The following is a 14,104-nucleotide window of genomic DNA, read 5'->3' as shown; positions in this document are numbered from 1 at the left end:
TCAAAAAATTCTATTTGAACTTGTTTCGGCGAGTTCCCTCTATTTAAATCAAATATCGAGAAGTAATCACTATGGATCGTAAACATCTAGCAAATGCAATCCGTGCGCTAAGCATGGATGGTGTTCAACAAGCTAACTCTGGTCACCCAGGTGCACCTATGGGTATGGCTGACATCGCTGAAGTTCTTTGGCGCTCTCATCTAAACCACAACCCATCAAACCCTGAGTGGGCAGACCGCGACCGTTTCGTACTGTCTAACGGCCACGGCTCAATGCTGATTTACTCTCTACTGCACCTTGCAGGTTACGAGTTGTCTATCGACGATCTGAAAAACTTCCGTCAGCTTCACTCTAAAACTCCTGGTCACCCAGAGTACGGTTACGCGCCAGGTATCGAGACCACAACGGGTCCGCTAGGTCAAGGCATCACTAACGCGGTTGGTATGGCTCTAGCTGAAAAAGCGCTAGCAGCGCAATTCAACAAAGAAGGCCACGACATCGTTGACCACTTCACTTACGTGTTCATGGGCGACGGCTGTCTGATGGAAGGTATTTCGCACGAGGCATGTTCTCTTGCAGGTACTCTAGGTCTAGGCAAGCTGATTGCATTCTGGGATGACAACGGCATCTCTATCGACGGTCACGTTGAAGGTTGGTTCTCTGACGACACACCTAAGCGTTTCGAAGCTTACGGTTGGCACGTAATCCCTGCAGTCGATGGTCACGATGCTGACGCAATCAACGCAGCAATTGAAGCGGCGAAAGCGGATCCACGTCCTACACTTATCTGTACTAAGACTATCATCGGTTTTGGTTCACCAAACAAATCTGGTTCACACGATTGTCACGGTGCGCCACTAGGCGCTGAAGAAATTGCAGCAACACGCAAAGAACTAGGTTGGGAGCACGGTCCTTTTGAAATTCCGCAAGAAGTCTACGCAGAATGGTCAGCGAAAGAAACAGGCGCAGCTAAGGAAGCAGCGTGGAACGAGAAATTTGCAGCTTATGAAGCAGCGTACCCTGAGCTGGCAGCTGAATTTAAACGCCGCGTAAACGGTGAGCTTCCTGCACAGTGGGAAGAGAAAGCAAGCCAAATCATTGCTGATCTTCAAGCTAACCCAGCAAACATTGCATCACGTAAAGCGTCTCAAAATGCTCTAGAAGCATTTGGTGCTCTACTACCAGAGTTCATGGGTGGCTCTGCTGACCTAGCACCTTCTAACCTAACAATGTGGTCTGGTTCTAAGTCTCTAGAAGCAAGCGACTTCTCTGGTAACTACATCCACTACGGCGTACGTGAATTCGGTATGACAGCGATCATGAACGGTATCGCGCTACACGGTGGTTTCGTTCCTTACGGCGCAACATTCCTAATGTTCATGGAGTACGCACGTAACGCAATGCGTATGGCTGCGCTGATGAAAATTCAGAACATCCAAGTGTACACGCATGACTCTATCGGTCTTGGCGAAGATGGTCCAACTCACCAACCAGTTGAGCAAATGGCATCGCTACGCCTAACACCAAACATGAGCACATGGCGTCCATGTGACCAAGTTGAGTCCGCTGTAGCTTGGAAACTAGCGATTGAACGTAAAGATGCACCGACAGCACTTATCTTCTCTCGTCAAAACCTTGCGCAACAAGAGCGCACAGCAGAACAAGTAGCAGACATCGCGAAAGGTGCTTACATTCTGAAAGATTGCGAAGGCAAGCCAGAGCTAATCCTTATCGCAACAGGTTCTGAAGTTGAACTAGCAGTAGAAGCAGCAGCACAGCTAACTGCTGAAGGTAAGAAAGTACGCGTTGTTTCAATGCCATCAACAGACGCATTCGACAAACAAGACGCCGCTTACCGTGAAGCTGTACTGCCATCAGACGTAACAGCACGTATCGCAATTGAAGCAGGTATTGCTGACTTCTGGTACAAGTACGTAGGCTTCGACGGTCGCATCATCGGTATGACTTCATTCGGTGAATCTGCACCAGCTGGCGAACTATTCAAAATGTTTGGTTTCACGACTGAAAACGTAGTGAACACAGCAAAAGAGCTACTCGCGTAATTGCAGTAAAAAGATAGTCAGTTTTCTCTATTGCGAATGTGAAAACTGAAAAGCCCCACCAGCAATGGCGGGGCTTTCTTTTATCTGGCTCCTATTCGCATAAACGCAGCCAGGACATAAACATCACAACTTTCGTTACGACTATTTGTCTTCAAATCGAAGTGCGAGCTGATAGAAATCTTGTACTTGGTCTTTCAACTGTCGGCTGTTTTGTTCAACTGAATGTGTTGCTGCCAAGTTTTGTTCTGCGGTCGAAGCGATAGAATGAATGTGCTGGTTTACATCACTAGATAGCTTTAACTGGTTATTCGCCGCTTCTGCTACATCAACCATCAGCCCACTCATGGTTTGCATCATCTGTTCAACTTCAGACAAACGCAACGCGCTTTGTTCTGCTACTTGAGAACAGGCATCGGTTTGCTCTTTGTTTGCCAGAATATCTTTCTGCCAACTTTGAATCGTTGCCAACATAGTGGAGATAGAAGCTTGGATTTGTTCAGTTGCATTGGATGTACGCCCAGAAAGCGCGCGGACCTCATCAGCTACAACAGCAAAACCACGACCTTGCTCCCCTGCTCTTGCCGCTTCAATCGCCGCGTTAAGTGCCAGTAAATTGGTTTGCTCTGCGATCCCACCAATCTCTTCCATCAAATGGTTCACCTTCTGCGCCTGATCACTCAGTTGATACGTCGTTTCCGTCGCTTTTTCAGCTTGAAGGCTTAATTGCGCTAGATTGGTGTGCGTTTGATCAATGGTCTCCTTCGCCATCAAGCATGACTTCAATGTATCATCAATCAACATATGGGCATCATTGGTACTCGAAGAAACCGAATTTGCCGACGACTCCACCTCTTGGGTAGCATCTCGCACACGATGAATATCGGTATTTTGCTGATTTAATGCAGCCGAGACTTCTGCCGTTGTTTGACTGAGCTCTTCGGCGCAATGCTGCAAAGGCAATGCGGAGTCAGTCATTCTTCCTAACACGGTTCGAATTCTTGCGGATAGCATTTTGATATGGAAATCGGCAATCGAAAATGCCGTGTTACCGGAATAGATCAAGCGACTTACGCTGTCATATTGCTTTTGTAACTTTTTAAGTTGCTGAGGTGTATCAATTAACTCTTGGCGGAATAACAGAGCCAGAACACTTGCAGGTAACGCACTTGCAAGCCAAGCCAACGGCCCTTCAACAGACAACGCATATGCGGTTGCAGGTGCGGTTAGTGCACCAAGTAGAATCGCATAGCGAATGGTTTCATTGATTTTCAACGACCAAGTTCGACCAGACTTCTCTGCAGCACGCATGCTTTTGTAGGCTTTTGTCGCAATATCAACCCACTCTCGCTTTGGTTTCACGCGCACTGATTGATACCCAACAACATGGTTGTCTTCGTAGATAGGGGTGACATAAGCATCAACCCAATAGTAACCGCCAGACTTAGTGGCATTCTTAACCATTCCACGCCAGGCTTTACCTTGTTTAAGGCGTGCCCACATGTCACCGAAAGCGGCTTTAGGCATATCATTATGACGAACTATATTGTGGTTCTGACCGACAAGTTCTTCGTGAGTGTATTCAGCAACGCGGCAAAAGGCTTCATTACAATATGTAATAACACCTTGTAAGTTCGTTGTTGAGACGAGTTCCTCAGACTCCCTCACGAGAGTTTCTTGAGCTTTATGAGAAATATTGGCTGACATAGACGAAACTTCTTTAGTTTTTATTGATTTTCGGCAAGATATATACAGGATTTTTATTTTTATTACAAAAAGTTAGATAAAAAGTCTTATCAAATCGACATTTTTATTGTGGGAATTCACATTATCGATAAAAACATAAAGAAGAGATTGTTGATTTGAGCTAATAAACAAACCCGACACGATCGGCCGGGTTATATATTAAGCCTTAATTAAGCGGTTTGTGATTCTGGCTTTTTATTCGTTTTTAACGCAAACATCGCGATAACGAGTAACACAAATGGAAGAACATACAAATTAAGATTCTGCCAACCTACGGTAGACTCAAGCCAACCAGATAGTAATGCGGTGATGGTGACACAACTGAACACGAAGAATTCATTAAACGCTTGAGCCTTGCTTCTGTTTTTCGCTTCATAGCTTTGACTAAACAGCCCGGTTGCTGCGATAAACATAAAGTTCCACCCTATTCCTAACAGGATTAAAGCAAGACTAAAATGCCAGATAGACACTCCATGTATATTAATTCCAATACAAGCAACAAATAGCAATCCACCCGCCAAAATCATATTCTTAGCGCCAAACCGTTCTATCAGACGGCCCGTGACAAACGCAGGTGCAAACATACCCAACACGTGCCATTCGATCACTCCCGCCGCTTTATCAAAATCAAAGCCACAACCAATCATCGCTAAAGGAGTTGCTGTCATTAAAATGTTCATCACCGCGTACGCAACCATTGCCGCGATAACTGCCAGCATGAAATTAGGTCGACGAATAATCAGTCTCAGCTTATCCGCCTTAGCGTGTAGCGCCTGCGTGTGTGCAGGTGGAAAACGAATGGTTTGTAGCACAACCAACGCGGTTATATAAAGCACGACAAGCACAGCAAATGCACTAATGTATAAGCCATCATCTGACCACTGCTGCGAGTACACGGCCAGATTAGGCCCAAGGATCGCCGCTAACACCCCACCCGCCATAGATATCGAAATCGCCCTATGCCTTGCCGACTCTTCACACACTTCAATGGCAGCAAACCTGTATAGAGTACCGAAACCTATACCAACACCAAGCAAAAACGTAGACATGCAGAACAGATAGAAGTTTTGTTGACTTAATGCATACGTCGCTAGACTAGCACCCAAAATGCCAATGACATTACCAAGGCTAAAACCAAGGCGACGCCCTAACTTGCCCATAATTAGCGACGCAGGAATTGTCGCGGCCATCAGTCCCAAAAACTGCAGTGCAACTGGTAATGTGATAAAACTTGATGACGGCGCAAGTGTTTTGCCAATAAGGGCAATAACAGATATGAGTAAAATATTCCCTGTCATTAATAAGGCTTGGCAGAGGGATAGAAGCCATACATTACGATTCAATTCCAAATTCCTTTTGGTTACGACGTATACAGATAACATATAGGAAAGCAGAAACAATAGAAAGATATGAGAGTAATTCTCAACAAAAAGAGCCAGAGGCATAGTACCTCTGGCTCTTCACTATTCGCTTTTAAAAAAGTTTTTCTGTTGAGCTTACTTGTTGCGGCGCGCTTTTACTGCATCAGAAAGCTGACGAAGTACCGTTTCCGTGTCTTCCCAACCAATACATGCATCAGTGATCGACTGACCATAAGTGGCTGCTTTGCCATCCACTAAGTCTTGGCGACCTTCAACTAAATGAGACTCGATCATCACACCAAAAATGGCTTCTTCGCCAGCAGAGATTTGCTCGGATACATCATCAGACACCAGCATTTGACGCTTGAACTGCTTCGAGCTGTTAGCATGGCTAAAATCAATCATCACTTTTTTCGGCAGACCTGCGGTGTCCAGCTCATCTTTAATTTGAGCTACATGTGCTGCACTGTAGTTTGGTTCTTTACCGCCACGTAGAATAATATGGCAGTCTGGATTACCAGCGGTTTCTACGATCGCGGAATGACCGTATTTTGTTACTGAAAGGAAGTGATGGGAAGCGCTTGCAGAACGAATCGCGTCGCTCGCTATTTTAATATTCCCGTCTGTACCGTTTTTGAAACCTACAGGACAAGAAAGACCAGAAGCTAGCTCGCGGTGAACCTGAGATTCTGTCGTACGAGCACCGATAGCGCCCCAACTGATCAAATCCGCCACGTACTGAGGTGTGATCATATCTAAGAATTCACTTGCCGTTGGCAAGCCCATATCGGTTAGATCAAGAAGGAGTTTACGTCCGATACGTAGACCATCATTTAGCTTATAGGTGTCATTTAAGTAAGGGTCATTGATAAGGCCTTTCCAACCAACGGTCGTACGCGGCTTTTCAAAATAAACTCGCATAACAACCTCAAGCTGCTCGCCCAGTTCATCACGTAGTACTTTTAGCTTTTTGCCGTACTCAACCGCGGCAGCCGGATCGTGAATAGAACACGGGCCAACGATCACGAGTAATCGATCGTCTTTTCCTTCAAGAATATTGTGAATGGCGTTACGGCAATCAAAAGTGGTCGAAGAAGCGGTTTCAGTCGCTGGGAACTTCTCTAATACTGCAACAGGTGGCAATAACTCTTTTACTCTATTTATTCTTACATCATCAGTTTGAAACATTACTTCTACTTCCTGGTTTTATTTCCGACCCCATTTTTACCAACTGAACTCATTGCAACATTGTTCACAAAGCGAGCAGCATCAAGGGCTGTGGTCATTTTCTGTCTAGCGTTTAAGTAACTTATCGGCTTAGGCGTAGACTTGCAATCAGTTTTTGCAAATAAATGCAAATAAAAACCACCCGTTAACCACCACGCACAATGTAAAGTAAAGTTTACGAAAAAAAGTTCAAAATAATCATCAATTTTCTTATGCACCAAAAAATCTTTACTACAATGTAAGAAATATCAGAAGTTTGTGAGGTATTTTTGGGTAGTAAATGTTGATCAAGTTCAAATATATTGTTGCTTGATATGAAATGATTAGAATATTAAACTAATTTCTTATAAACGCTGGTTTTTTCTAATTTTTTGATAAAACGAAGTAGAAGTTAATATGCAATCAATACAAGGAAACATTATGAACAAAGTAGCAATTGCAGTAGCAGCAGTGGTAGCTGGTAGTAGCGCGCTTTTAAACTCTGCTCAAGCTGAAATGTACATCGGGGGCAAAGTGGGCATGACTACACTTGACGACGCTTGCTATCTAAATAGCCCTTGTGATGATGAAGCGTTCGGTGCAGGACTACATATCGGTTATGACTTTACCGATATCATTGGGCTAGAGTACGGCGTAGACTTCTTAGGCGACTACAAAGCTAACTCGATGTCAGGGGCTAACACGGTTAATACGATTGACGGCAATCTAACGGCTTTAACACTTGCACCTAAATTCAACTGGCACTTAAACGACTCTTGGAATCTGTTTGCTAAGATCGGTGGTGCTTACATGATGTCTGATGACGAAACAGACTTTGTCCCAACAGGTTCTTTGGGGGCTGAATACTCGATCGATAGAAACTGGAGTGTTCGCGCTGAATACCAACGCTACCAAGACATGTCTGACGACGTGTGGGACGACATGGATGCTAACTTCTTTGGTATCGGTGTTAACTACAAATTTGCAGCAGCTCCAGTTGTTGCAGCAGTTGTAACGGAAGAAGTGATCGAGCCAGATCCAGAACCAGTGATGATGAGCAAGGTGCACAAAGAAGAGTACGGTACAGGTACGTTTGAATTCGATAGTGCTAAGTTAACAGATTCCGTTTCTGAACGTCTGGACAACTTTGTTTCATTCTTGAACGAATATCCTCAAGCTCAAGTAGAGATTACTGGTTACACGGATAGCTCAGGCCCTGCGGCATACAACCAAAAACTGTCTGAGCGTCGTGCTCAATCTGTTGCTGATTACCTAACCGCAGCTGGCATTGGTTCAGATCGTTTGACAGTTAAAGGTATGGGTGAAGAAAACCCAGTTGCTGACAACAGCACTCGCGAAGGTCGTGAGAAAAACCGTCGCGTAGAAGTTGTGGTACCTTCATTTGAATACCAAGAGCTAGTTCAACCAGAATAAGCATCTATGATTCATGATCGATGATGTGGTAAAAATTAATGGGGTGCATTTGCACCCCATTTTGATCTCATATTAAGGGATATTGCCACTATGGTTTTGGGAAAAAGATCAACTCATTATCTTGCACCATAACGCAATCCATACCAGCTGCATGCGCCGCTCGCTTCCCCAACTCAGTATCCTCGAACACAAGACACTGTGACGCCTCCAAGTCGAGTTGTTCCGCGGCCATCAAAAAGGTATCTGGAAAGGGTTTATGGTTCTCTACATCACTTGCGGTTACTACAACATCCAACTTGTCTAATAAACCTGCATGACTTAATAAGCGCATGGCACTTTCTCGTTGGCTGCCAGTACCGACTGCAATTTTCTTATGGCCTAAATATTCCTCTAACACGATGTTCGTGCAAGGAATAACGTCACCATGAAGCTCCATAGCAGCGAATGTTTCCATTTTAAATGTCGCGACAGTTTTAGGATCTAATGAAAGCTCATGCACACGATTTAGTTCCTCAACAATTTTAAAGCTCGGCATCCCTCCCAAACTGTGAAACCATTCCTGGCAAAACGGAAAATCAAAACGCTCAGCAGTTGCTTGCCAAGCTGCCAAATGGGCTGGCATGGTATCGATTAGAGTACCATCCATATCAAATATGAATCCCTCATAGGGTCTAAAATCAATCGTGCTCATGTCTTTTCTTCTATTTGTGCATCTGTAATGTTAATTTATCAGCTCTTTCAATCGTCCTTACCGGCATTTACTTATCATGCTCAAAATTTCGAACTCCGTCACAATTCAAGAGTGGGAAATTCAATTATCCCCAATTAGAGCTCAAGGAAATGGTGGCCAGAACGTTAACAAGGTAGCGTCCGCTATACACCTGCGCTTTGATATCCGGCATTCAAGCTTACCTGACTTTTACAAAGAGCGATTACTTGCACTTTCTGATAGTCGTATAAGTAAAGATGGCGTGATCATCATCAAAGCGCAACAATTTCGGACACAAGAACAAAATAAGGAAGACGCCCTAAATCGGCTTCAAGCATTGATAAAAGCTGCCGCTTTACAGGAGAAGAAGCGTATTAAAACGAAACCAACCCGCGCTTCTCAACGCCGACGACTTGATACAAAAAACAAGCACGGAGCGAAAAAACAGCAACGTAAGAAAGTGCTGTATTAGTGCATGTCGTTTTCTCGACATGTTAGTTGAACAACGTTTGCTAGCCCTTGGAAATCTCATTGGATTTCTCTTTTTAGTTACTTATTCAGGAAACAACAATATGACTATTAGGCAAAAACTCTACTTCCTCGGAGTTATCGCCATTTTAGGCATCGTGGCCCTTTTGGGTACGTCATCCCATTTTGAAAATAAGAGCAATGATCTTAATCACGCCATCAAACTCGTTGGTGATCTAGAAATACGCTTACTCAACTTACGCAGAAATGAAAAAGATTTCCTACTACGTAGTAATGACAAATATCTAAATAAGTTTGACGCCAATGTTGACAAGTTTATAGACACAGAAAAAGAGCTTGCGAACATACTCAAGAGTAATGAATTACCTTCCAGTCAACAATTTAAGCAAGACTTGCTCGCATACCAAAGGGGCTTTCAGAATCTGGTCAGCGCTTACCAACGATACGGGCTTGATTCAAAGAGTGGGCTTCTCGCTGGTTACGAACAAGCACTATTAGAAGCAAAACAACGTTCAGACCACCAGCAGTTATTGGCATTAGTCCGTTTTGACTCTGCGGTAAAAGCAGGACTATTCAATAGTGACTTGCTTGAGGGGCAATATGCTCCGGAGCTTATCAAAACAGGTAAGCAATTGGCGGCCCAAAAGCAAGTTGTTGGGGTTGCTTATGACAAAGGCCTACTCGGTGAAACTCGCGCATTATCCCATGCCGTAGAAGAGCAATTTGAAACCTTTTCCACAGCCCTTAGCTCTGCTGCCGCACAACGTGATGAACAAATGTCGACCATCAAGCAGGTCATTACAGCTCTGATCTTAGTCGTTATTTTCGCATTGATTTGGCAAATTTCACGTTCAATCAATACGCGAGTGAATAGCTTACTTGGCACCATTCGAAGTATCAGCGAAACGAACAACATGGGACTTCGATCTGATTTGAAAGGTCAAGACGAGCTATTTGATATCAGTCATCACCTCAATGACCTATTGGATAAGCTTGAGCATCTAATTAGTAGTACCCAAGAAAAATCGGCGCAACTCACTGCAAGTACCGATAATATGCATCGTGAGTTAGAAGGCGTTATGGAGCAATTCCACACTCAAACTGACCACACTGCATCAATGGCGACGGCAGTTCAGCAAATGGTTGCCACAATAGGTGAAATCTCAGAAAGCACATCAGTTGCGGTAGAAGGCGTACATCAGGCAGCGAATAATGCCGAACAAGGTCGAGGAGTTGTTGAGGCGACGGTAACCAACATCGGTCAACTAACCACGATTTTATCAAACAGCCAGCAGTCGATTGGCTCGCTGAATCAGCATGTAGATAAAATTGGTGGTGCCGTGAACATCATCCAAGAGATTGCAGAGCAAACCAACCTACTAGCTCTCAACGCAGCAATTGAAGCCGCGCGAGCAGGCGAACAAGGCCGCGGGTTTGCAGTTGTTGCCGATGAAGTACGCGCCCTAGCTAGCCGAACTCATCAATCCACAGAGGAAATCACGCGGGTAGTTGCAGATATTCAAACTCAAATGTCTACAGTTGTTGCTGATATTGATCAATGTAACGATCAAGGGCAACAAACACTTAATGCTTCTGAAAAACTGGATTCTAGCCTGCAACAGATCATCACTGACATGCATTCAATTCAAGGTAATTCGGAGCGCATAGCTTCAGCAATTGAAGAACAAGGTATCGTGATGAACCAAGTTAGCGGTTCAATCACCGAGCTAAACGCAATATCTGAGAATAACATGCAATCCGCTCAGGAATGCTTGCATGAAGTCAACTCTGTCTCTGCTCAAGCTCATGATATGGATGAAGCTGTTGCACAATTCAAAACTGCGCTAAAATAACCCTTTTCAAAATAGAAAGCCCGAGGCAATCATTGCTTCGGGCTTTTTTTCAATTGTCACTTCGTGCTTACTGCGCACTTCGGATGTGATTATTCATCATCAAGAGGAACCAGCTTGGTGTTGCCGCCATGAACTTTCTCACGCTGTCTTTGCACCAGGGCGTAGAAGCCTGGGATCAAGAATGTACCTGCTAGAAGCACACACAATAGACCACCAATCAGCGACACGCCGAGTGAGTTTTGACTGACGTGCCCCGCACCAGCGGCAAAGATAAGCGGGAAGATACCCAGGATAAATGACCAGGATGTCATATTCACAGCGCGGAAACGTAACGTGCCTCCTTTAACCGCTGCACTATCGATATCAGCATCTTTTTCTTCTCGCTCTTGCTTGGCGAACTCCACAATCAAAATTGCGTTTTTCGCCGCCAAGGCTATGAGCAAGACAAGACCAATTTGGGCATACAAGTTAAGCGGCGTGCCAGTTAGATTCAACGCAAGGAAGGAACCTAACGTTGCTACTGGGACCACCAAAATAATAGCCAGTGGAATACTCCAACTCTCATACTGAGCCACCATAAACAAGTAAATGAAGATCAAAGCCAGCGCAAACGCATAAATGGCTTGGTTACCCGCGAGCACTTCCTGATAAGCCATACCTGTCCATTCATACGTGTACCCTTGTGGAAGAACTTCAGCAGCAACGCGTTCCATTTCGGCAATCGCATCACCACTAGAGTAACCCGGTGCTGGTTGGCCTTGAATGATAGCACTGCGGTACATGTTGTAACGCCACGCCACATCAGGCTCAAACACTTGCTCGTAGCTCACTAGCGTACTTAACGGAACCATATCACCGTTCGAAGAACGAACATGGAAACGCTCTAGATCTTCCATGCTGCTACGGTGCTGGCTATCAGCTTGCATGGTTACGCGGAAGTTCTTACCAAACATGGTGAAGTCATTCACATAAAGCGAACCTAAGTTGCCTTGCAAGGTTTGGAAAATAGACGACAGCGAAATACCTAATTGCTGCGCTTTCTCACGATCGATATCAACGTAGTAGTGCGGAACATTCGCGCGGAACGTGCTAAACGTGTAGGCAATTTCAGGCGCTTGGTTAGCCGCTTGGATCATTTCTCCCATGACCATCGACAAGTCGGTACGACTTCGCCCTAGCGTGTCTTCAAGCACAAACTCAAAACCAGACGCAGCGCCCATACCTGGAACCGCCGGTGGTCCCATCGCAAAAACAACCGCTTGAGGTAACTCTGTCGCCGCTCGCCCGTTAATACGTGCCGCGATAGCATTAGCAGAGTGCTCTCCTTGCAGCGAGTTACGAGTATCCCAATCATGCAATTTGATAAATACAGAAGCACCGTTTGATGCTGCTGCGCCTGTCATAAACGAGTAACCGTTCGCAACCGTCACACCATCCACACCAGGTTCTTCACCGATCATTTTCATTAAATCATTGGTGACTTCTTCAGTGCGTGATAAAGAGGCTGAATCTGGTAGCTGTACGTTAACCAGCAAAATGCCTTTATCTTCTTGAGGAACAAACGCTGTAGAGGTGGTTTTCGCAAAGAAAGTGACCGCTGCGATAGCAACTATAAAGAACGTCACGAGCAGTAAAGACTTCTTCACCAAGAAACCAGCGATCTGGCCATAACGCGTAGTGATGCGCTCTAAGCCTCGGTTGAAAGCCTGGAACCAGTTAGCGGTATTGCCCCCACCCTGCTTCAATACCAGAGAACAAAGTGCTGGAGACAGCGTCAATGCATTGATGGATGAAATCACAACCGAAATACAGATGGTCAAAGCGAACTGGCGATACATGATACCGGTGATACCTGGCAGCATGGCGACGGGTATGAATACCGCAAGTAGAACCAAGGTCGACGTGATGATTGGTCCCGTTACTTCTTTCATCGCTAGCAACGTCGCTTTACGCGGTGAAATGGTTGGGTCTTTCGCCATGGTAGTATCGACGTTTTCGATAACCAGAATCGCATCGTCCACCACGATACCAATCGCAAGGATCAGGCCAAACAAAGTAACCGTATTAATGGTGAAGCCCGTTGCCTGCATGATGGCAAACGTACCAATCAGAGAAACGGGGATCGCGACAACAGGAATCAACGTTGCACGCGCACTACCCAAGAACAAGTAAGTTACAGCGATCACCAATAGAATCGCTTCAATCAGTGTTTTTACTACCCCTTTGATCGATTCAGATACGAACACGGTTGTATCGTAGCTGGTCTCGTATTCCATTCCCTCTGGGAAGTTTTTGCTCAAGCCCTCAAGGAGCTCCATGACGGCCTGACCACTTTCTAACGCATTCGCATCCGATTGAAGAGACAACGCAACGATTGACGCGTCCTGGCCACGGAACTTACCGTTACCATCGTAGAACTTTTTGCCTAGTTCAACGCGAGCAACATCTTTCAGATAAACCGTAGAGCCATTGGGATTAGCTCGAAGGACTACGTTCTCAAACTCACTCACGCTTTCCAAGCGACCTTTGGTCACAAGGTTAAACTGAACTTCTTGCGGATTGTTGTATGGTGCTGCACCTACACGCCCTGCCGCAACTTGAACGTTCTGTTCAGCCAAAGCGGCGTATACGTCTGACGTGGTTAGCTTAAGGTTGGCCATTTTTTCAGGATCTAACCAAACACGCATTGCGTATTCGCCACCACCAATCACGTTAACTTCACTGATACCTTTCGCACGAGCCAACTGATCTTTTACATTCAAGTTAATGTAGTTAATCAAGAACTGATCATCGTATTTGCCATCAGGTGAATAGAAGTTAAGTACCATCAGCAAGTCAGGTGAACGCTTTTTCACCGTCACACCAACCATGCGAACTTCTTGAGGCAGTTTTGACTCAATCTGTGACACGCGGTTTTGCACGTTAACTTGCGCCATATCTGGATCGGTGCCAACATCGAACGTGACGTTTAGGCTGTAAGAGCCATCGTTCGCGCTCTTTGAAGACATGTATATCATATCCTCAACGCCGTTGACTGAGGTCTCTATGGGGTCCGCAATGGCCTGCTCGACAACTTCCGCACTCGCGCCAGTGTAGTAAGCCGAAACGCTTACTGATGGCGGGCTTATCTGTGGGTACTCAGCCACTGGCAAAATCGCCAGTGAGATCGCGCCGGCTAGCGTTAATATGATCGAAATAACCAGCGCGAATTTAGGTCTCTGAATAAAGAAACGACTTAACATAGTG

At 45.2% G+C, this 14,104-nt stretch carries 10 protein-coding genes; 4 read left to right on the top strand and 6 right to left on the bottom strand.

What is annotated here, in order from left to right; genetic code table 11:
* The first annotated feature begins 71 nt into the window (after positions 1-71).
* Positions 72-2,063, top strand: a complete 1,992-nt coding sequence (gene tkt / locus MTF70_RS08385; protein WP_042522667.1) for a transketolase — start codon at positions 72-74, stop codon at positions 2,061-2,063.
* A 141-nt stretch (positions 2,064-2,204) separates the two neighbouring features.
* On the opposite strand, the gene MTF70_RS08380 is transcribed toward tkt, so the two are convergent.
* The 4 genes from MTF70_RS08380 to MTF70_RS08365 all read right to left on the bottom strand — a co-directional run bounded on the left by MTF70_RS08380 (position 2,205) and on the right by MTF70_RS08365 (position 6,612).
* A complete protein-coding gene (locus tag MTF70_RS08380; protein ID WP_005389027.1) occupies positions 2,205-3,767 on the bottom strand; it encodes a PAS domain-containing methyl-accepting chemotaxis protein in 1,563 nt (520 codons plus the stop codon).
* 209 nt (positions 3,768-3,976) lie between these two features.
* A complete protein-coding gene (locus MTF70_RS08375) occupies positions 3,977-5,149 on the bottom strand; it encodes an MFS transporter (protein WP_021035943.1) in 1,173 nt (390 codons plus the stop codon).
* 153 nt (positions 5,150-5,302) lie between these two features.
* Complete coding sequence (gene aroG / locus MTF70_RS08370; RefSeq protein WP_017635200.1) at positions 5,303-6,355, bottom strand: 3-deoxy-7-phosphoheptulonate synthase AroG; 1,053 nt, start codon at positions 6,353-6,355, stop codon at positions 5,303-5,305.
* Between the two features lie 5 nt (positions 6,356-6,360).
* Positions 6,361-6,612: a hypothetical protein gene (locus MTF70_RS08365; RefSeq protein WP_017819898.1), complete on the bottom strand. Its 252-nt coding sequence runs from the start codon at positions 6,610-6,612 to the stop codon at positions 6,361-6,363.
* A gap of 202 nt (positions 6,613-6,814) precedes the next feature.
* On the opposite strand from MTF70_RS08365, the gene MTF70_RS08360 reads away from it, so the two are divergent.
* Positions 6,815-7,807: an OmpA family protein gene (locus MTF70_RS08360; protein ID WP_017635198.1), complete on the top strand. Its 993-nt coding sequence runs from the start codon at positions 6,815-6,817 to the stop codon at positions 7,805-7,807.
* Between the two features lie 88 nt (positions 7,808-7,895).
* On the opposite strand, the gene MTF70_RS08355 is transcribed toward MTF70_RS08360, so the two are convergent.
* A complete protein-coding gene (locus MTF70_RS08355) occupies positions 7,896-8,498 on the bottom strand; it encodes a beta-phosphoglucomutase family hydrolase (protein ID WP_205461075.1) in 603 nt (200 codons plus the stop codon).
* 76 nt (positions 8,499-8,574) lie between these two features.
* Between MTF70_RS08355 and arfB the strand changes: the two genes are divergently transcribed.
* Both arfB and MTF70_RS08345 read left to right on the top strand, forming a co-directional pair.
* Positions 8,575-8,988: an alternative ribosome rescue aminoacyl-tRNA hydrolase ArfB gene (gene arfB / locus MTF70_RS08350; RefSeq protein WP_017635196.1), complete on the top strand. Its 414-nt coding sequence runs from the start codon at positions 8,575-8,577 to the stop codon at positions 8,986-8,988.
* A gap of 100 nt (positions 8,989-9,088) precedes the next feature.
* Positions 9,089-10,858, top strand: a complete 1,770-nt coding sequence (locus MTF70_RS08345) for a methyl-accepting chemotaxis protein (protein WP_025767924.1) — start codon at positions 9,089-9,091, stop codon at positions 10,856-10,858.
* A gap of 89 nt (positions 10,859-10,947) precedes the next feature.
* On the opposite strand, the gene vmeZ is transcribed toward MTF70_RS08345, so the two are convergent.
* Positions 10,948-14,100, bottom strand: a complete 3,153-nt coding sequence (vmeZ, locus tag MTF70_RS08340; RefSeq protein ID WP_248393925.1) for an efflux RND transporter permease subunit — start codon at positions 14,098-14,100, stop codon at positions 10,948-10,950.
* Positions 14,101-14,104: the final 4 nt, after the last annotated feature.

The sequence above is a fragment of the Vibrio sp. 2CM40D genome (genome assembly GCF_023161825.1).
Classification (GTDB): domain Bacteria; phylum Pseudomonadota; class Gammaproteobacteria; order Enterobacterales; family Vibrionaceae; genus Vibrio; species Vibrio alginolyticus.
Note: the sequence above shows the minus strand (reverse complement) of the source record. Positions and strands in the feature narration are given on the sequence as shown.